Source organism: Kitasatospora sp. RG8 (assembly GCF_017813315.1).
In the GTDB taxonomy this organism is placed as follows: Bacteria; Actinomycetota; Actinomycetes; order Streptomycetales; family Streptomycetaceae; genus Kitasatospora.
The window spans coordinates 16944-33710 of record NZ_JAGIYX010000045.1 but is presented as its reverse complement, the minus strand read 5'-3'; the positions used below and the strand labels follow the sequence as shown (position 1 = coordinate 33710).

Below are 16767 nucleotides of genomic sequence, written 5' to 3'. Positions count from 1 at the left end.
CAAAGCCACTCCATCGGGTGAGAGGTCGCAATTCGACTTGACCGTACGCCTGGTGGAGGCTTGCACGCTGGCCAACGAGCGGTGCGGGCGGTCGGTTACGCACGGCTGATCATCGGACCGACCGTTCACCCGGACGTGTCGGGCCGGCACCGACGGTGACGGCCCTCCGGTTATCTCCCCGGGGCGGTCCCCGGCACCGTCCCCGGTGCCGTCCTTCCCACTGCCCCCGGTGCTGCTTCTGGTACGGCTGCTGCTGGCACGGCCCCCCGTTCCGGCTCCGCTCACCGCGCGTCGGGCGGCAGCAGGCGGGCCAGCGTCCGCACCGCGCGGTACTGGAGGGTCTTGATGGCGCCCTCGTTCTTGCCCATGATCCGGGCCGTCTCGGCCACCGAGAGCCCCTGCAGGAAGCGGAGCGTGACGCACTCCTGCTGCTGCGGGTTGAGCCGGTGGACGGCGTCCAGCAGGGCGGCGTTGGAGAGCGACTCCAGCACCGACTCCTCCGGGCTGCGCTCGCACTCGTTGGAGTCGAGCATCTCGCCGGTGGTGACCTCCAGCCGGAACCGGCTGGACTTGAAGTGGTCGGCCACCAGGTTGCGGGCGATGGTCACCAGCCAGGCGCCGAAGTCCCGGCCCTGCCAGGTGAAGGTGCCGATCCGGCGCAGCGCCCGCAGGAAGGTCTCGCTGGTGAGGTCCTCGGCGGTGGCCCGGCTGCCGACCCGGTAGTAGATGTAGCGGTAGACGGTGTCCGCGTAGTGGTCGTAGAGGCGGCCGAAGGCCTCGCTCTCACCGGCCTGGGCCTTCTCGACCAGCTCCATGATGGGGTTGTGCTCGGTCTCGTAGCCGGGGCTCGGGGCCGTCCTGGCCCGGCTGCGGCCGCTGGTGCCGGCGGCCCCGGCGCGGCCGCGCGAGCCGGTCCCGGTGGAGGAGCCGGCGGCGGTGGTGCGCAGCGCCAGGCCGGCGGGTTGGGGCGGGCCGTAGCCGAACGCGGCGCCGGCGGGAACCAGTTGGGGCGGGACGGCGAGCTGGCTGCGGAGCAGGCTGCGCAACAGCTCCAGGCCGGTGGAGATCTGCCGGGGGGAGCCCGGGCGGCTGCGGAGGCTGGTGCGGGAGCGCAGGGGCGCGGGCGACGGGCGGGAGGGTGCAGGCGCGTCGTTCCGGACGGGTGGGTACACGGGACTCCCAGAGGCAGAACTGTGGACGGATCACCTCCGCCTGCGCGGAGAGCACGCCCGCGCCGCCCGGTCGGGAGGGGCGCGTGGGTGACGTGCATCCAGGAGAGAATAACGCTTTGTGCAATGACAGCTACACCGTGTGGTCGAAGTGGTCGTTTGGGATCCGCAGGGCATGCATATTCGGCTGACACTGACCGAAGATGTCATCGGTCATCCGGCTCAACGTGATCGAACAGGCGCGCAGGGTGACCAATTCGGCGGCCTGGCGGGCGGTTTCCCAGTCCTTGGCCTCGGTAACCCCTGACTTTCCCGGTCTGACGAACGATCGGAACCGGTCGCGGGCTGACAGGATCGATCAACGGGTCCGGACGGCCCTCTGCCACGCCGGGGTTCGCCCGTACGAGGGGCCTGGTCAGCGTGCGGATTGACCGGTGGTCACCCGTCCAGGGGTGGCCCGTCCCGGTGACGTCCGGCCGTCGTCCCGGTGCTCTCCGGCGCTCTCTCCGCCAATGTCCGGCGGGGCGCAGTGGGGTGCGGGGGTGGTGGCGGGGCTCGCCGGGATCCAGGGGAGGGGCTCAGGCGTGCCGGCGCCGGTGCAGGGCGACCCCGGCCGCCGCCGCGCCCGCGGCGACGCCCAGCGCGGCCGCCGCGGGGAGGCCCACCCGGGCCGCCTTGCGCCCGGTCCGGAAGTCCCGCACCCGCCAGCCCTGGGCCCGCGCGTGGCGGCGCAGCGCGCCGTCCGGGTTCACCACGTACGGGTGGCCGACCAGGGAGAGCATCGGGATGTCGTTGGCCGAGTCGCTGTACGCGGCGCAGCGGTCCAGGTCGAGCCGCTCGCGACGGGCCAGCGCCCGGACGGCGGCCGCCTTCGCGGGCCCGTGCAGCAGCTCGCCGACCAGCCGGCCGGTGTAGAGGCCGCCCCTGGCCTCGGCGACGGTGCCGAGCGCGCCGGTCATGCCGAGCCGGCGCGCGATGACCCTGGCCACCTCCAGCGGGGCGGCGGTGACCAGCCAGACCCGCTGCCCGGCGTCCAGGTGCATCTGGACCAGGGCGCGCGTGCCGGGCCAGATCTTCTCGGCGACGACCTCCTCGAAGACCTCCTCGCAGATGGCTTCGAGGTCGGCGGTCCGCTTTCCGGCGACCAGGCCGAGCGCGGTGTGCTGGGCGTCGGCCATGTGGTCCGGGTCCTCGGCGCCGTGCAGCCGGAACCAGGCCTGCTGCCAGGCGAACCGGGCGATGTCGCGGCGGGTCAGGAAGCCGCGGCGGTAGAGCCCGACGCCGAGGTAGAAGATCGCGGCGCCGCGCAGGATGGTGTTGTCGCAGTCGAAGAAGGCGGCGGCGCGCGGGTCGTCCCGCTCGGGGGTGTGGTTCCCGGCGGGCGCCTTGGGGGTCTTCGCCGGCCGGTCGGCGGCCGGGGTCTGCTCCTGAGGTGCGGTCGGCTGTTCCTGAGGTGCGGCCGTGGTGGCGGCGGTGGCCGGCTCGGCCCGCAGGGCGGCCTCCGCGGCCTCGGCCGCGGCCTCGCCGGCGAGGGCGGTCCGCGCGGTGGTGGAACGCCTTGCCTGGGTGAGCCTTCGGAGCACGGCCATGGACCGAGCATATCCAGCCAGGTCGGCAGGGGCCGTGACGGCGGCGTGCCCGGGTGGTGAACACCGGAGGTGTCCCTTCTTCCCGGATCCTCCCGGAGGCGGGCGGGCGGGGCGCGGCCGGGCGCACAATGGCCGGGTGAGCCCACTGCTGCGACGCGACAAGAGCCCGAGCCCGAAGCCGTCCGACCGGACCGTCACCCTGGTCGGCAAGCCGGGCTGCCACCTGTGCGACGACGCCCGGGAGGTGATCGTCCGGGTGACCGGCGAGCTGGGCGCGGCCTTCGAGGAGAGGGACATCACACAGGACGAGGGGCTGTACCGGAAGTACTGGGAGCAGATCCCGGTCACCCTGATCGACGGCCGCCAGCACGACTTCTGGCGCGTCGACGAGCGCCGGCTGCGCGCGGCCCTGGGCGGCTGACGGCGCTCCGCCGGGCCGGGGCCCCCGTCGGTCGGCGGGGGCGGTTCGCCGAATCGTTGTGAAGAAAACCGGGCTGGGCCCGGGGAGCCCCCCCGCGGGTCGGCTTACGATCGAACTCGTTTGCGCCCATGGGGGGCTGAGCACGCGAGGAGTGCCGCCATGCTTCCCGGTCCGACCCATGGGACCCCTGTCGCCCCCGCCGGGGCCGGGGGGTTCGCGGTGGTGGACGTGGAGGCGACCGGCCGCAGTCCGTGGCGGCACCGGGTGGTCGAGGTCGCCGTCGTGCTGCTGGACGCGGCGCTGCGGCCCGAGGCCGAGTTCTGCACCCTGCTGGACCCGCTGGGCCCGGTGGGCCCCACCCACGTGCACCGGATAGCCCAGGCCGACGTCGAGGGCGCCCCGCGGTTCCGCGAGATCGCGCCGCGACTGCTGGAGCTGCTGGCCGGCCGGGTGCTGGTCGGCCATCACGTGACCTGCGACCACGCGTTCCTGGATCGTGAGTTCGCCCGGATCGGCGTGCCGCTGCCGCCGGTCCCGTTGCTCTGCACGATGCGGCTGGCCCGCACGCACCTGCCGCAGGCCCGCGGCTTCGGCCTGGTGGCCTGTGCGGAGGCGGCGGGCCTGGGCGGGTTCCCGGCGCACACCGCGCTGGGGGACGCCCGGGCCACCGCCGAGCTGCTGCGGCACTGCCTGGGGGCGCCGTCCTGCCCGCCGGACGACTGGGCCCTGCCGCTGCGCGAGGCGGCCCGGGTGCCGTGGCCGCGGCTGGGAGGCGCGCGTTCGCGCCCCTCCGGGGAGCCCGTCCGGCTGTTCCGCCGGGACCTTCCGGCCGGGTTGCCGGGGGAGGTCCCGCACCCCGCCGGGACACCGGGCGCACAGCCCCCGGCGGCGGCCCGGAAGGGGACCGGTGCTATGGGGTCTCCGGCGTGATGCGCATCACTGTGCGGGGACAAATCGGACACCATCTTTGTGCACACGTTCACAAACGCATAGCCTGGCTGCCAAAGCCCAGCTTCACCCACAGGAGCACCGTGGCAATCGGCCGATCACCACAGAGCAGTTCGCAGACGCCCGACCAGGGCGCCGCGCGCCGACCCTCGCGTGCCCGGGGAATCCCGGAGGCGACCGTCGCCCGCCTTCCCCTCTACCTGCGGGCCCTCACCGCGCTCTCCGAGCGCTCGGTGCCGACCGTCTCCTCCGAGGAGCTGGCGGCCGCCGCGGGTGTGAACTCCGCGAAGCTGCGCAAGGACTTCTCCTACCTCGGCTCGTACGGCACCCGCGGTGTCGGCTACGACGTCGAGTACCTCGTCTACCAGATCTCCCGTGAGCTGGGCCTGACCCAGGACTGGCCGGTCGTCATCGTCGGCATCGGAAACCTGGGTCACGCGCTCGCCAACTACGGCGGCTTCGCCTCCCGCGGTTTCCGGGTGGCCGCCCTGCTGGACGCCGACCCGGCCGTGGTCGGCAGCAGCGCGGCCGGCCTCCCGGTGCGCCACATGGACGAACTGGAGTCCATCGTGGAGAGCCAGCACGTCTCGATCGGCGTCATCACCACCCCGCCCGGCGCCGCCCAGCAGGTCTGCGACCGCCTGGTCGAGGCCGGCGTCACCAGCATCCTCAACTTCGCCCCGACCGTGCTGACCGTCCCGGACGGCGTGGACGTGCGCAAGGTGGACCTCTCCATCGAGCTGCAGATCCTGGCCTTCCACGAGCAGCGCAAGGCGGGCGAGGAGCCGGACCGCACCGAGTCGGTGCTGGACCGCGCCCCCGGCCCGGTCCGCGCGGCCGCCGCCAAGCTGCGCCGCGCCGCCGGCGGCTCCGCCAAGGCCCGCACGGCCGCCGAGCCGTCGGCCAAGGACGCCGAGGCGGCACCGAAGGGCAAGCCCGGCAAGGGCGGCGAGGGCGAACTCTCCGCGGTGATGCCGGCATGAGCACCGAGATCCGTGGTACCAGGGGGCGGGCATGAGTCTTCTCGTCGTAGGACTGAGCCACCGCACCGCCCCGGTCGGCGTGCTGGAGCGCGCCGCCCTGACCGGTGACGTCCCGACCCGGCTGCTGCACGACGCCGCGGCCACCGCGACCGTCGCCGAGGCCGCGCTGCTGAACACCTGCAACCGGATCGAGCTGTACGCGGACGTGGACAAGTTCCACGCCGGCGTCGCCGAGCTGTCGCTGCTGCTGGCCCACCACAGCGGGGTGGACCTGGAGGAGCTGACCTCCCACCTCTACGTCCACTACGAGGACCGCGCCGTCCACCACCTCTTCTCGGTGGCCTGCGGCCTGGACTCGATGGTGGTCGGCGAGGGCCAGATCCTCGGCCAACTGCGCGACGCGCTGGCCAAGGCGCAGGACGAGCACACCGCCGGGCGCGGCCTGAACGAGCTGTTCCAGCAGGCCCTGCGGGTCGGCAAGCGGGCGCACAGCGAGACCGGCATCGACAAGGCCGGCCAGTCGCTGGTGACCTTCGGCCTGGAGCAGGTCGCGGCCGGCGCGGGCGAGATCGCGGGCAAGCGGGCCCTGGTGGTCGGCGCGGGCTCGATGAGCTCGCTGGCCGCCGCCACCCTGGTCCGTTCCGGGGTCACCGACCTGCTGATCGCCAACCGGACGCCCGAGCGGGCCGAGCGGCTGGTCGAGATCCTCGGCGCCGGCGTGGCGCGGACGGTCGAGCTGGCCAAGGTGCCCGAGGCGCTGGCCGACGTCGACCTGGTGATCTCCTGCACCGGCGCGGCCGGCGTGGTGATCAGGGCCGAGGACGTCGCCGCCGCGGTGGCCTCCCGGGCCGGCGGCACCCCGCTCGCCTTCCTGGACCTCGCCATGCCGCGCGACGTCGACCACGCCGTGCACGAGCTGCCCGGCGCGCTCCTGGTCGACCTGGAGAGCCTCTCGCACGCCCACGCCGCCAGCCCCGGCGCCGGTGACGTGGACGCCGTCTCCGGCATCGTCGCCGACGAGGTGGCCGCCTTCGGCGCCGCCCAGCGGGCCGCCCGGATCGCCCCGACCGTGGTGGCGCTGCGGGCGATGGCCTCCGAGGTGGTCGCCGCCGAGCTGGGCCGCCTGGACTCCCGGCTGCCCGGTCTGGACGAGCGCTCCCGCGCCGAGATCACCCAGACCGTCCGCCGGGTGGTCGACAAGCTGCTGCACGCGCCGACCGTGCGGGTGAAGCAGCTTGCCGCCGAGCCCGGCGGCGCGTCCTACGCGGACGCGCTGCGCGAGCTGTTCGACCTCGACCCGGCGGCCGTGCACGCGGTCTCGGGCACTCCGATCGGCGCCCAGCAGCCTTCGGGCGGGGGCGCCAGATGAACCGTCAGCCATCCCACGAGTACCACCGGGACGATCACCTCATGAATGGTCAACCGCTCACCGACCAGGCCCCGGCCGCCACCGCACCCCTGCGGCTCGGTACCCGGCGCAGCGCGCTCGCCATGGCCCAGTCGGGCATGGTCGCCCGCGAGGTGACCCGGCTCACCGGGCGCCCCGTCGAGCTGGTGGAGATCACCACCTACGGCGACACCTCCCGGGAGGCGCTGGCACAGATCGGCGGCACCGGCGTGTTCGTCTCCGCCCTGCGGGACGCCCTGCTGGAGGGCCGGATCGACTTCGCCGTGCACTCGCTGAAGGACCTGCCCACCGCCGAGCCCGCGGGCCTGGTGCTGGCCGCGGTGCCCGAGCGCGAGGACGTCCGCGACGCCCTGGTGGCGCGCGAGGGCCTGGCCCTCGACGAGCTGGTCGAGAAGCTGGCCGGCTCCGGGCACACCGCCCGGATCGGCACCGGCTCGCCGCGCCGCATGGCGCAGCTGAACGCCTGGGCCCGCGCCTTCGGCGCCCAGCTGGAGACGGTCGCGATCCGCGGCAACGTGGACACCCGGATCGGCTTCGTCACCTCCGGCGAGCTGGACGCGGTGGTGCTGGCCACCGCCGGCCTGAACCGGCTCGGCCGCGCCGCCGAGATCACCGGGCACCTCGACCCGGAGCTGATGGTCCCGGCCCCCGGCCAGGGCGCGCTCGCGATCGAGTGCACCACGGCGAACGCCGCACTGGCCGCCGAGCTCTCGGCGCTCGACCACCTCCCGACCCGGGTCGCGGTGGCCGCCGAGCGTGCCCTGCTGGCCACCCTGGAGGCCGGCTGCTCCGCACCGGTCGCCGCACTGGCCACCTGGGGCCACCCGTACGAACTGCGGCTGGAGGGCGTGGTCGGCACCGTCGACGGCGCCACCCTGCTGAAGATGTCCGCCAACGGTCCGATCGTCCTCGACGAGACCGCCGAGCAGCAGGCGACGGCCCTCGGCCACGCCCTCGCCGCCCGGCTGCTCGACGCGGGCGCGGCCGCCCTGATGGGGGAGCGAGCCCGATGAGCCCCACCGCCGCCACCGAGACGCCGTTCCCGGCCGACAGCCCGTTCGCGGGCGGGCCGGCCGCAGCCGGACGGTGCACCTTCCTGGGCGCGGGCCCCGGGGACCCGGGCCTGCTGACCCTGCGCGCGGTCGAGGTGCTGGCCTCGGCCGACATCCTGGTCGCTGACCCGCTGACCGCCGCCGCCGTGCGCAGCCACTGTCCCGACGGCGTGCAGGTGCACACCCCCGCCGCCGAGGGCACCGACTTCGACCTGGCCCAGCTGGTCACCGAGGCGGTCCGCTCCGGCAAGCACGTGGTCCGCACCGTCGACGGCGACCCGGGCCTGGACGGCTGCGCCGCCGAGGAGATGCTCAGCTGCGCGGGCGGCGGGATCCCCTTCGAGGTGATCCCGGGCGTCGCCCAGTCGGTCGGCGTGCCGGCCTACGCGGGCGTGCCGCTGCGCGGTACGGCCGGTACCGACGTCCGGTTCGTGGACGGCGCCGCGCTGCTCGCCGGCAGCCCGGTGGACCTGGGCGCGCCGGAGACCACCCTGGTGGTCCGCACCACCCTGGGCCAGCTGCCGGCCACCGCCAACGCGCTGGTCTCCAACGGCCGCAAGCCGGAGTCGGCGCTCAGCGCGACGCTCTCCGGCACCACCACCCGCCAGCGCACCTTCACCGCCACCCTGGCCACCATCGCGGCCGACCTGAAGGCGGCCCGGGTGCTGCCCTCCCCGGTCTCCGCACCGGTGGACCCGGCGACCTCGGTGATAGCCGTGGTGGGCGAGCAGGTCGCCCACCGCGCCTCGCACTCCTGGTTCGAGACCAAGCCGCTGTTCGGCTGGAACGTGCTGGTGCCGCGCACCAAGGAGCAGGCCACCGGCCTCTCCGAGCAGCTCCGCTCGTACGGTGCGGTGCCGCAGGAGGTGCCGACCATCGCGGTCGAGCCGCCGCGCACCCCGCAGCAGATGGAGCGGGCGATCAAGGGCCTGGTCACCGGCCGCTACGAGTGGATCGCCTTCACCTCGGTGAACGCGGTGCGCGCCGTCCGCGAGAAGTTCGAGGAGTACGGCCTGGACGCCCGGGCGTTCGCCGGGATCAAGGTCGCGGCGGTCGGCGAGACCACCGCGCAGGCCCTGGTGGACTTCGGCGTGAAGCCGGACCTGGTGCCGTCCGGCGAGCAGTCCGCGGCCGGGCTGCTGGAGGACTGGCCGCCGTACGACCCGGTGTTCGACCCGATCGACCGGGTCCTGCTGCCGCGCGCCGACATCGCCACCGAGACCCTGGTGGCCGGCCTGGTCGAGCTGGGCTGGGAGGTCGACGACGTGACGGCCTACCGGACGGTGCGCGCCTCGCCGCCGCCGGCCGAGACCCGTGAGGCGATCAAGGGCGGCGGCTTCGACGCGGTGCTCTTCACCTCGTCGTCGACCGTGCGGAACCTGGTCGGCATCGCCGGCAAGCCGCACAACGTGACGGTCATCGCCTGCATCGGCCCGGCCACGGCGAAGACCGCCGAGGAGCACGGCCTGCGGGTCGACGTGATGGCCCCGGCCCCGTCGGCGGCCGCCCTGGCCCAGGCGCTGGCAGACTTCGGGGCCAAGCGCCGCGACGCCGCGACCGCGGCGGGCGAGCCGGTCTACCGCCCCAGCGAGCGCCGTCCCGGATCACGCCGCAAGGCCCGCTGAGAACCCCCGCCGGGGGCGGCAAGCCCGCCGCCCCCGGCGCTGCACAACCGTTCGGAGAGAGAAGCCGTGTCCGCTGAATTCCCGTACGTTCGCCCCCGCCGGCTCCGTTCGACCCCGGCGATGCGCCGGCTGGTCGCGGAGACCCGGCTGCACCCGGCGGAGCTGATCCTGCCGCTGTTCGTCCGCGAGGGCGTCAGCGCGCCGGTCCCGGTGACGTCGATGCCGGGCGTGGTCCAGCACACCCGTGACACCCTGCGCAAGGCGGCGGTCGAGGCCGCCGAGGCCGGCCTGGGCGGGGTCATGCTGTTCGGCGTCCCGGAGGTGCAGGACGCGCTCGGCAGCGAGGGCACCAACCCGGACGGCATCCTCCAGCAGGCGATCCGGGACGTGGTCTCCGAGGTCGGCGACGCGCTGGTCGTCATGTCCGACCTCTGCCTGGACGAGTACACCGACCACGGCCACTGCGGCGTCCTGGCCGCCGACGGCAGCGTGGACAACGACGCGACCCTGGAGCGCTACGCCGAGATGGCCCGGGTGCAGGCGGACGCCGGCGTCCACCTGGTCGGCCCGTCCGGAATGATGGACGGCCAGATCGCCGTGGTCCGCCGGGCCCTGGACGAGGCCGGGCACCAGGACGTGGGCATCCTCGCTTACACCGCCAAGTACGCCTCGGCGTTCTACGGCCCGTTCCGGGAGGCGGTCGGCTCCTCGCTGAAGGGCGACCGCAAGAGCTACCAGCAGGACCCGGCCAACGCCCGCGAGGCGCTGCGCGAGCTGGAGCAGGACCTCGCCGAGGGGGCGGACCTGGTGATGGTCAAGCCGGCCATGGCCTACCTGGACATCCTGCGGCAGGTGGCCGACGCCTCTCCGGTGCCGGTCGCGGCCTACCAGGTGTCCGGCGAGTACGCGATGGTCGAGGCCGCGGCGGCGAACGGCTGGATCGACCGGGAGCGCATGATCATGGAGACGCTGACCTCGATCCGCCGGGCCGGTGCCGAGCAGATCCTCACCTACTGGGCGCTCGAAGCCGCTTCGATGCTCAAGTAGCCCCCCGTACGCGGCGCGAAGGCCGGGCCCCTCCCGTGGAGGAGGGTCCCGGCCTTCGCGGTACGCCCGGACGTCAGCCGACGTGGGCGAAGCCCTCCTCGCCGCCGACCGCGTCGGTGGAGGTGGCGGCGCCCCAGCCGTGGGCACCGGAGTGGATGTGCGAGGTGTGGGCGAGGCCCCACCACTCGCCGGCGGCGAACACCGGGTGGGCCGAGGCGACGAACTCGCCGCCGCCGGCCAGGCCGACGTGCGCGAACGCCGGGGTGGCGACACCCGTGAGCGCCAGCGCGCCGAAGGCGGTCAGTGCGGCCTTGCCCAGCTTGCTCTTCATGGATCTGCCCTCTCGTTCGGAGCGCTCGGTCGGAGCGCCCTGCCACTGATCACGTGAACACACGCTGCCGTCCGTCCCGGCGCCCCACGCGCCGCGCCGACGGCCTGTCACCCGGTCGGACCTCGCCCGAACGGGACGGTCCGGCCGGACAGTTGATCGCACAGAAGCCCGGAGGGCCCGGGGAGACGTCCCCGGGCCCTCCGTCCGCGCCATTGCCCCTGGATCAGCCGATCAGGTGCGAGACACCCGCGTCGCCCGAGGACTGGGTGTTCTGGCCGACGTTGCAGATCTGCTTCGGGGTGCTGTTGAGGACCGGAACCTCGACCGGAACCGCGACACCGATGACGGCGACCGCGATGTTGTGCACCTCGGGCAGGCAGATGTTCGGGTTGTCCAGGGTGTGGAAGTTCGGCGAGCCGTTGCCGTGGGTGCCGGTCTGGTTGGTGCCGCCGTTGCCCTGGGCGGAGACGGCCGAGCCGTCCGAGTCGGCGATGGCGGAGGCCGAGCCGGCGGACATCGCGATGGCAGCGGCAGCCAGGCCGGCGGCGGCGAGGGTCTTCTTGATCATTTCTGGTTCTTCCTCTCGGGGGGTGAATCGGGGAGCGATTCGAAGGGTGGTTCAGGGGGGTGGTGCAGCTGGGGGAGCAGGTCAGCCGATCAGGTGCGAGACGCCGGAGTCGCCCTTGCTCTGGGTGCCCTGGCCCTGGGTGCAGTACTGCTTGCCGCCGCTGTTGGCGATCGGGACCTCGACCGGGACGGCCACGCCGAGCACGCCGACCGCGATGTTGTGGATCTCGGGGAGGCAGACGTTCGCGTTGTCCAGGAAGTGGAAGTTCGGGCTGTTGTCGCCGACGGTGCCGGTGAAGTTGGTGCCGCCGTTGCCCTGGAGGGACGCGGCGGAGCCGTCCGAGTCCGCGATGGCCGAGGCCGGCGTCGCAGCGGCGGCCAGTGCGGCGACGGCCAGGCCGGCGGCGGCGAAGGACTTCTGGATCATGGGGAGATCCCTCTCTGAAAAGCTCTTGGTTTCCGTGCGTACAACGCGTACAACGCTCAGACCCGGTCTGCGGTCACTGACATTCAGATCAAAGAATGACGGCACGGAAGGTTACGGGGATTTTTGAAAAGAGTCCGGTAGGCGCGGCGGACGGGGCTTTCCGGTCGGATTATTAGGCCGAATCGGTTAACCGCCGCAATCCGGGCTCCGGGTGTCTCGTTGAGACAGATTGCTTTCCGGCTGCGCCCGCGCAGCCGTCCCCCCAGGTCTCCAGTACGGACAGGCAGAACGGTGAAAAGCATGAAGTTCTCCAAGCGGGCCGGCGCGATGTTGCTGGCGGTCGGCGCCGGCGTGCTCGCCTCCCAGGGAGCGGCCTCCGCCGCCGCGGTCAGCCCCGACCAGGTCGGGGCCCTGGAGGACAGGCTGGCCACCCAGCAGGTCCCGTTGGACGTGCCGCTCGCCCCGCTGGACAGCCGGATCTCCGGCGGCATCCCGACCTCCCTGGTGATGCCGCCGGTGCCCGGCCACACCACCGGCGAGGCGCTGCTCCCGGACCGGCTCGTGCCGGCGCTCGGCACCGGCAGGGTCGGCCCGACCGCCAAGGCCGAGCTGCCGCTGCCGCTCGTCGACCGGGGCGCCGACCTCGGCGAGCTGCTGCTGGAGGCCCCGGCCGCGCCGCTGCACGCCGACACCCCCGGGGTGGGCCTGGGCAAGCCGCTCGCGCTCGCCCAGGACGGCACCGGACAGCTCGCCGACGGCGCGCTCAAGGTGGGCGAGGTCGACCCGCGGCTGATCACCGGCGCGGTCCAGGCCGTCCCCGGCGCCAAGGCCACCCTCGGCAACGAGGACGAGCGCATCTCCGTCACCGACTCGGTGGACAACCTGGCCGCGACCACCACCGCGACCGCCACCGGCGTGGCGCAGCAGACCGGACTGGCCGGTCTCACCCAGCTCTGAGCGGCTCCGCCCGCGCGGGAGCCCGGCACCCCGTCCAGGTCCATCCGGACGGGGTGCCGGGCTCCCGCGTGTCCGCCGCGGTTCGCGGCCGCCCCGGCGCGCCGGTTCCGGGCGCGTCCGACGTCGGTGCGTCCGACTCCGGTGCGTCCGTCCTCCGGGATCAGCCGGGCAGGGCGCCGAGCACCTGTCCGAGCACCGGCAGGTCCCGCGGCCCGCCGCCGGCGCTCAGCGGCCCGGTCAGCGTGCTGGTGGAGACCGGCGCCAGGCCGGAGTTCTCCGGCTGGACGGTGGCGCCGTTGTTGAGCACGTCGGCCGAGGAGTTGGCCCACGGGTCCAGGCGGAGGTCCTTGACCGGCGCGATGCCGTAGCCGAGGCCGGTGGTCGTACCGCCGAGCGCCTGGGCGAGGTCGGTCTTGGCCAGACCGGCGCCGCCCGCGGCCGGTGCGGCGTGCGCTGCGCCGGCACCGGCGCCGAGCAGCACCGCGGCGCCCAGGGCGGCGGCGAGGCCGGCCCCGCTCTTCTTCGAAACCATGCGAGTCACCCTTCGGGGGATCGGGTCCCCGGGCGGCTGGACCGCGCCCGGGTATGCCGAACCGCCCCCCGGCCGGCTGGTCGGGGGGCAGTTCGGCCGGAACGCGTACCGATCGGTGATCAGCAGTCGTCCGCGTCGTGGTGCGGGTGCGCCTCCACGTTGGCGCAGCTGTTGCCGAACGCCGGGTTCAGGGCGCCGATCACGTCGATGGAGTTGCCGCACAGGTTCACCGGGATGTGCACCGGGACCTGCAGCTGGTTGCCGGAGAGCACGCCGGGGGAGCCGGCGGCGACGCCCTCCGCACCGGAGCTGGCGGAGGCGGCACCGGCCGCGCCCAGCACCAGGCCGGCGGCGGCGGCAGAGAGGACGGCGGCCTTCTTCACGTTCTGCATGGGGGTTGATCTCCTCGATCACACACGGGTTGAGCGGGCCGCACCCCGCGCGGGGCGGGGTGCGGCACGGACTCGGTGAAGCAGCTGTCGCCGGTGCGGCGACCGCCGGTTCAGCCGATGTTGGCGCAGTGGTTGCCGAACGCCGGGTTCAGGATGCTGACGACGCCGATGGAGTTGCCGCAGACGTTGACCGGGATGTGCACCGGGATCTGGATCTGGTTGCCGGAGAGCACGCCGGGGGAGCCGGCGGCGACGCCCTCGGCGCCGGAGCTGGCGAACGCGCCGCCGGCCGCACCGACAACCAGGCCGGCGGTGGCGAGGGACAGGGCGGCGGCCTTCTTGAGGTTACGCATGGGGTTCTTCCTCCGTTTTCTGCCCGACCGTAAAAGGAATTAGTCGGGAGCCGGGCGAAGGTGAATCATCGCCCGCTGGCTTCTGGGAATGCCGTGATTGTCACTCTGGCGGCCCAGGTGGCGCGTGTCGCCCGTGGCTTGGGCGATGGACGGCGGCCGCACAACCGCGCGCCGAGAATTGTTCCCGCACGGCCGGGGGACAATTCGCGCAGGCGCGCGACCAGGAGCAATTCCGGACGGGGTGGGACCGGCGGCGGATCTCCCGGAGTCGGTGGGCAGCCCGGCCGCTGGGCCGGACAGCCGTTCGGGGCTGGGTCAGGCGTTGGCGCAGTGGTTGCCGAACGCCGGGTTGAGCAGGCCGACCACGTCGACGGAGTTGCCGCACAGGTTCACCGGCACGTGCACCGGGATCTGGATCTGGTTGCCCGAGGCCACGCCGGGCGAACCGGCCGCGACGCCCTCGGCGGACGCGCCGTGGGCGTGGTGGGCGGCGGCGGCGCCTGCGCCGGCGGCCAGCAGGGCGGCGGTGGCCGCGGTGCCGAGGACGCCGTGGGCGAGCTTGCGCATGTGCGGTACTCGATTCGTTCTAGAAGGCCTGGGTGGAGCGTGTTCCGCCAGGGAGAACGAGGGAGCGCCCGCGGGGAAACGGTCGGGAGGGGTGATCACCCGAATGCCTGGCGCCGGGTCCGTTGGGCCACTCGGGTGACAAAGGGTGCGTCGTCGCAACCGGGTCGGGCGGGTGTCGTTCTAGATGTCGCACTCCCCGTGCATCTCTGTCGATTAGTCAGGAGGCTCCTATGAGCATCAAGAAGACGGCCGCCGTCGGTGCCGCCGTGGTAGGCATCGTGGCGGCCGGTGCCGGCACCGCGATGGCCAGCTCGGGCGCCGAGGGTGTCGCCGCGGGTTCCCCCGGCGTCATCTCCGGCAACCAGCTGCAGGTGCCGGTGCACGTCCCGGTCAACCTCTGCGGCAACACCATCAACGTGATCGGTCTGCTGAACCCGGCGTTCGGCAACCACTGCGTCAACGCCGGCTGATCTGCGCCCGGTTCGGCCGGCGCGAGCCGCCGTCCCGCGCTTCCCTCCTGGGGTGCGGGGCGGCGGCTCTCCGCTTTCCGGACGGCTGTTTCCGCGTCAATTCCCGGTGCTGTCACGAGCCTTGTTGCATTACTTGTCAGTACTTAGAATATGAGACCTGCTCACCTTTCTTTGCTCCGAACCGTCCGGCGTCCCCGGCCGGGCGGCCCCCCTTCCGCAAGGAGTCGCGAGTGATCAGGTCAAGATTGTCGGGTGCGCGGCCGTTCGGGTCGGTCGCGCGCCGCTCCCCCTGCGGTGCGCTGCTCGCGACGGGCGCCCTCGTCGTCACCCTCGGCCTGGCCGGTGCCCCCGCCGCCCTCGCCGACGCCGGATCGGCCGCCGCGGCCACCGCCGGCGCCACCCGCCCGGCTGCCGTCGTCGCCCTCGGCGACAGCGCCATCTCCGGGGAGGGAGCTGGTACGGACACCGGCGACGGCTACTTCCCCGAGACCGACAGCCCCACCAACTACTGTCACCGCCACCCCAAGTCGGAGATCTTCGTCACCGGGATCCCCGACGTCACCCCGGTCGACCTGGCCTGCTCCGGGGCCCAGACCGGCGACCTGGTCAGCGATCCCGAGCTGGCGAAGATCACCGGCGCCGGCAGCGGCGACTTCGGCGAGCGCAAGCAGGACGTCCAGCTCGCCGAGGTGGCGGGCAAGTACGACGTGAAGATGGTCGTCGTCACGATCGGCGCCAACGACGACTTCGACTTCAGCGGGATCATGATGCACTGCCTCGCGCAGTACTTCCCCGTCCCCAAGGACCAGGGCTGCCGCGACACCATCGGCAGCGACGAGATCGTCCAGCGGGCCAAGCGGGTCCAGCCCAAGGTGGTCGCCGCGCTGCAGAACATCCGCCGGACCATGCGGGGGGCCGGCTATGCGGACGACGCGTACCAGCTGGTCTACCAGTCGTACTTCAACCCGATCACCCCGGACATCCGCCGCAACGACTACCTCGGCAAGATCGCCGACGGCTGCCCGGCCTTCCCCGAGGACCTCGCCTGGGGCCACAACTGGGTGGTGCCGCTCTTCAGTGACACCGCGCGCGGCGCGGCCGAACAGGTGCCCGGCGTCCGGTACCTGGACCAGCGGCGGGTCGCCTTCGGTCACGAGGTCTGCGCCGAGTGGACCAGTTCCCCGTACGAGTACACCAACGGGGACGTCATCAACCTCTCCGAGTGGGTGCGCAACGGCTGCGACTCGCAGATCGGCATCCCCGGCCTCTGTATGAACATGGTCCGCCAGTCCTACCACCTGCGGGTGGCCGGCTACCGCGGCGAGGGCGTCTGCCTGGGCCAGTTCTACGCCAAGCCCGACCAGCAACAGGCCTACTGCACCCTCGACCAGCAGAACACCACGTCCATCCGGCCGCTCACCCCCGGCAGGCCGTTCGCCGACGTGCCCGAGGACGGCGCCTGGTACCAGCTCACCAACTCCGCCAACGGCAAGGCGCTCGACCTCACCGGCGGCGGCACCTACGGCGACTCCACCAACGGCCGCGCCGCCATCACCTACAACGCCACCGGCGGGCTCAACCAGTCCTTCGTCCTGGAGGCCGGGCAGGGCGGCGGCTACGAGCTCGACTTCAGCGGCAACCGGGGCATGTGCCTGGACGCCAACGCCGGCTCCACCGCCCCCGGCACCCGGCTCCAGCAGTGGGGCTGCAACGGCGGCGGCAACCAGCACTGGGTCTTCAAGCCGGCCGGTGACGGCCTCTACAAGCTGGCCGACTCCCAGGACCAGTCCAAGGTCGCCACGGCGAGCGGCGACCTCGACGCCAGGGGCAACCAGCTCGTCGAGCTGGCTGCCGACACCGGCGCCGCCAGCCAGCTCTGGCGGCCCGCCAAGCTCGGCATCGTCCGCCTCCACGGCTGAGGCGCTCCCC

The 16767-nt window shown here is 73.4% G+C and carries 19 protein-coding genes; 10 read left to right on the top strand and 9 right to left on the bottom strand.

The window, feature by feature from the left end; genetic code table 11:
- Positions 1-281 precede the first annotated feature (281 nt).
- Both J5Y04_RS38210 and J5Y04_RS38205 read right to left on the bottom strand, forming a co-directional pair.
- A complete protein-coding gene (locus J5Y04_RS38210) occupies positions 282-1115 on the bottom strand; it encodes an ECF subfamily RNA polymerase sigma factor, BldN family (RefSeq protein WP_245206311.1) in 834 nt (277 codons plus the stop codon).
- Positions 1116-1747: 632 nt separating this feature from the next.
- Positions 1748-2758, bottom strand: a complete 1011-nt coding sequence (locus tag J5Y04_RS38205; RefSeq protein WP_209417141.1) for an HAD family phosphatase — start codon at positions 2756-2758, stop codon at positions 1748-1750.
- A gap of 136 nt (positions 2759-2894) precedes the next feature.
- On the opposite strand from J5Y04_RS38205, the gene J5Y04_RS38200 reads away from it, so the two are divergent.
- The 7 genes from J5Y04_RS38200 to hemB all read left to right on the top strand — a co-directional run bounded on the left by J5Y04_RS38200 (position 2895) and on the right by hemB (position 10242).
- A complete protein-coding gene (locus tag J5Y04_RS38200) occupies positions 2895-3179 on the top strand; it encodes a glutaredoxin family protein (protein ID WP_209417140.1) in 285 nt (94 codons plus the stop codon).
- Positions 3180-3338: 159 nt separating this feature from the next.
- On the top strand, positions 3339-4109 hold the full coding sequence (locus tag J5Y04_RS38195) for a 3'-5' exonuclease (protein WP_209417139.1): 771 nt from the start codon (positions 3339-3341) through the stop codon (positions 4107-4109).
- A 101-nt stretch (positions 4110-4210) separates the two neighbouring features.
- Positions 4211-5110 (top strand): redox-sensing transcriptional repressor Rex, encoded by a 900-nt coding sequence (locus J5Y04_RS38190; RefSeq protein ID WP_209417138.1) that lies wholly within the window; start codon positions 4211-4213, stop codon positions 5108-5110.
- Positions 5111-5141: 31 nt separating this feature from the next.
- On the top strand, positions 5142-6479 hold the full coding sequence (locus tag J5Y04_RS38185) for a glutamyl-tRNA reductase (RefSeq protein ID WP_148644257.1): 1338 nt from the start codon (positions 5142-5144) through the stop codon (positions 6477-6479).
- Between the two features lie 41 nt (positions 6480-6520).
- The gene (hemC, locus tag J5Y04_RS38180) at positions 6521-7531 is read left to right on the top strand and encodes a hydroxymethylbilane synthase (RefSeq protein WP_209417137.1); all 1011 of its coding nucleotides are present in this window, start codon (positions 6521-6523) and stop codon (positions 7529-7531) included.
- The gene (locus J5Y04_RS38175) at positions 7528-9195 is read left to right on the top strand and encodes a bifunctional uroporphyrinogen-III C-methyltransferase/uroporphyrinogen-III synthase (RefSeq protein ID WP_245206294.1); all 1668 of its coding nucleotides are present in this window, start codon (positions 7528-7530) and stop codon (positions 9193-9195) included. The genes hemC and J5Y04_RS38175 overlap by 4 nt, the downstream gene beginning before the upstream one ends.
- Positions 9196-9261: 66 nt before the next feature.
- A complete protein-coding gene (gene hemB, locus J5Y04_RS38170) occupies positions 9262-10242 on the top strand; it encodes a porphobilinogen synthase (RefSeq protein ID WP_209417136.1) in 981 nt (326 codons plus the stop codon).
- A gap of 73 nt (positions 10243-10315) precedes the next feature.
- On the opposite strand, the gene J5Y04_RS38165 is transcribed toward hemB, so the two are convergent.
- From J5Y04_RS38165 to J5Y04_RS38155, 3 genes are all read right to left on the bottom strand, one after another.
- Complete coding sequence (locus J5Y04_RS38165; protein WP_209417135.1) at positions 10316-10573, bottom strand: hypothetical protein; 258 nt, start codon at positions 10571-10573, stop codon at positions 10316-10318.
- 223 nt (positions 10574-10796) lie between these two features.
- Entirely contained in the window at positions 10797-11141 is a 345-nt protein-coding gene (locus J5Y04_RS38160) for a rodlet layer protein (RefSeq protein ID WP_209417134.1), read from the bottom strand.
- Between the two features lie 81 nt (positions 11142-11222).
- On the bottom strand, positions 11223-11567 hold the full coding sequence (locus J5Y04_RS38155) for a rodlet layer protein (RefSeq protein WP_209417133.1): 345 nt from the start codon (positions 11565-11567) through the stop codon (positions 11223-11225).
- 300 nt (positions 11568-11867) lie between these two features.
- Here J5Y04_RS38155 and J5Y04_RS38150 point away from each other — a divergent pair, with 300 nt between their 5' ends.
- Positions 11868-12524, top strand: coding sequence for a hypothetical protein (locus J5Y04_RS38150; protein ID WP_209417132.1), 657 nt, complete (start codon positions 11868-11870; stop codon positions 12522-12524).
- Between the two features lie 160 nt (positions 12525-12684).
- On the opposite strand, the gene J5Y04_RS38145 is transcribed toward J5Y04_RS38150, so the two are convergent.
- From J5Y04_RS38145 to J5Y04_RS38130, 4 genes are all read right to left on the bottom strand, one after another.
- Positions 12685-13056, bottom strand: coding sequence for a hypothetical protein (locus J5Y04_RS38145; protein ID WP_209417131.1), 372 nt, complete (start codon positions 13054-13056; stop codon positions 12685-12687).
- A gap of 119 nt (positions 13057-13175) precedes the next feature.
- On the bottom strand, positions 13176-13448 hold the full coding sequence (locus tag J5Y04_RS38140) for a chaplin (RefSeq protein ID WP_209417130.1): 273 nt from the start codon (positions 13446-13448) through the stop codon (positions 13176-13178).
- A 110-nt stretch (positions 13449-13558) separates the two neighbouring features.
- Positions 13559-13801: a chaplin gene (locus J5Y04_RS38135; protein ID WP_209417129.1), complete on the bottom strand. Its 243-nt coding sequence runs from the start codon at positions 13799-13801 to the stop codon at positions 13559-13561.
- Between the two features lie 315 nt (positions 13802-14116).
- Positions 14117-14368, bottom strand: a complete 252-nt coding sequence (locus tag J5Y04_RS38130) for a chaplin (RefSeq protein WP_209417128.1) — start codon at positions 14366-14368, stop codon at positions 14117-14119.
- Between the two features lie 230 nt (positions 14369-14598).
- Here J5Y04_RS38130 and J5Y04_RS38125 point away from each other — a divergent pair, with 230 nt between their 5' ends.
- Complete coding sequence (locus tag J5Y04_RS38125) at positions 14599-14838, top strand: chaplin (RefSeq protein WP_209417127.1); 240 nt, start codon at positions 14599-14601, stop codon at positions 14836-14838.
- Positions 14839-15068: 230 nt separating this feature from the next.
- A complete protein-coding gene (locus J5Y04_RS43380; RefSeq protein WP_307853519.1) occupies positions 15069-16757 on the top strand; it encodes an RICIN domain-containing protein in 1689 nt (562 codons plus the stop codon).
- Positions 16758-16767 lie beyond the last annotated feature (10 nt).

What these genes read in the sequence shown, in the direction of transcription:
- J5Y04_RS38140 (WP_209417130.1), bottom strand. Translation starts at nt 13,448, where the DNA reads ATGCAGAACGTGAAGAAGGCCGCCGTCCTCTCTGCCGCCGCCGCCGGC.
- J5Y04_RS38145 (WP_209417131.1), bottom strand. Translation starts at nt 13,056, where the DNA reads ATGGTTTCGAAGAAGAGCGGGGCCGGCCTCGCCGCCGCCCTGGGCGCC.
- J5Y04_RS38175 (WP_245206294.1), top strand. Translation starts at nt 7,528, where the DNA reads ATGAGCCCCACCGCCGCCACCGAGACGCCGTTCCCGGCCGACAGCCCG.
- hemC (WP_209417137.1), top strand. Translation starts at nt 6,521, where the DNA reads ATGAATGGTCAACCGCTCACCGACCAGGCCCCGGCCGCCACCGCACCC.
- J5Y04_RS38135 (WP_209417129.1), bottom strand. Translation starts at nt 13,801, where the DNA reads ATGCGTAACCTCAAGAAGGCCGCCGCCCTGTCCCTCGCCACCGCCGGC.
- J5Y04_RS38205 (WP_209417141.1), bottom strand. Translation starts at nt 2,758, where the DNA reads ATGGCCGTGCTCCGAAGGCTCACCCAGGCAAGGCGTTCCACCACCGCG.
- J5Y04_RS38130 (WP_209417128.1), bottom strand. Translation starts at nt 14,368, where the DNA reads ATGCGCAAGCTCGCCCACGGCGTCCTCGGCACCGCGGCCACCGCCGCC.
- J5Y04_RS38165 (WP_209417135.1), bottom strand. Translation starts at nt 10,573, where the DNA reads ATGAAGAGCAAGCTGGGCAAGGCCGCACTGACCGCCTTCGGCGCGCTG.
- J5Y04_RS38195 (WP_209417139.1), top strand. Translation starts at nt 3,339, where the DNA reads ATGCTTCCCGGTCCGACCCATGGGACCCCTGTCGCCCCCGCCGGGGCC.
- J5Y04_RS38160 (WP_209417134.1), bottom strand. Translation starts at nt 11,141, where the DNA reads ATGATCAAGAAGACCCTCGCCGCCGCCGGCCTGGCTGCCGCTGCCATC.
- J5Y04_RS38150 (WP_209417132.1), top strand. Translation starts at nt 11,868, where the DNA reads ATGAAGTTCTCCAAGCGGGCCGGCGCGATGTTGCTGGCGGTCGGCGCC.
- J5Y04_RS38185 (WP_148644257.1), top strand. Translation starts at nt 5,142, where the DNA reads ATGAGTCTTCTCGTCGTAGGACTGAGCCACCGCACCGCCCCGGTCGGC.
- J5Y04_RS38155 (WP_209417133.1), bottom strand. Translation starts at nt 11,567, where the DNA reads ATGATCCAGAAGTCCTTCGCCGCCGCCGGCCTGGCCGTCGCCGCACTG.
- J5Y04_RS38125 (WP_209417127.1), top strand. Translation starts at nt 14,599, where the DNA reads ATGAGCATCAAGAAGACGGCCGCCGTCGGTGCCGCCGTGGTAGGCATC.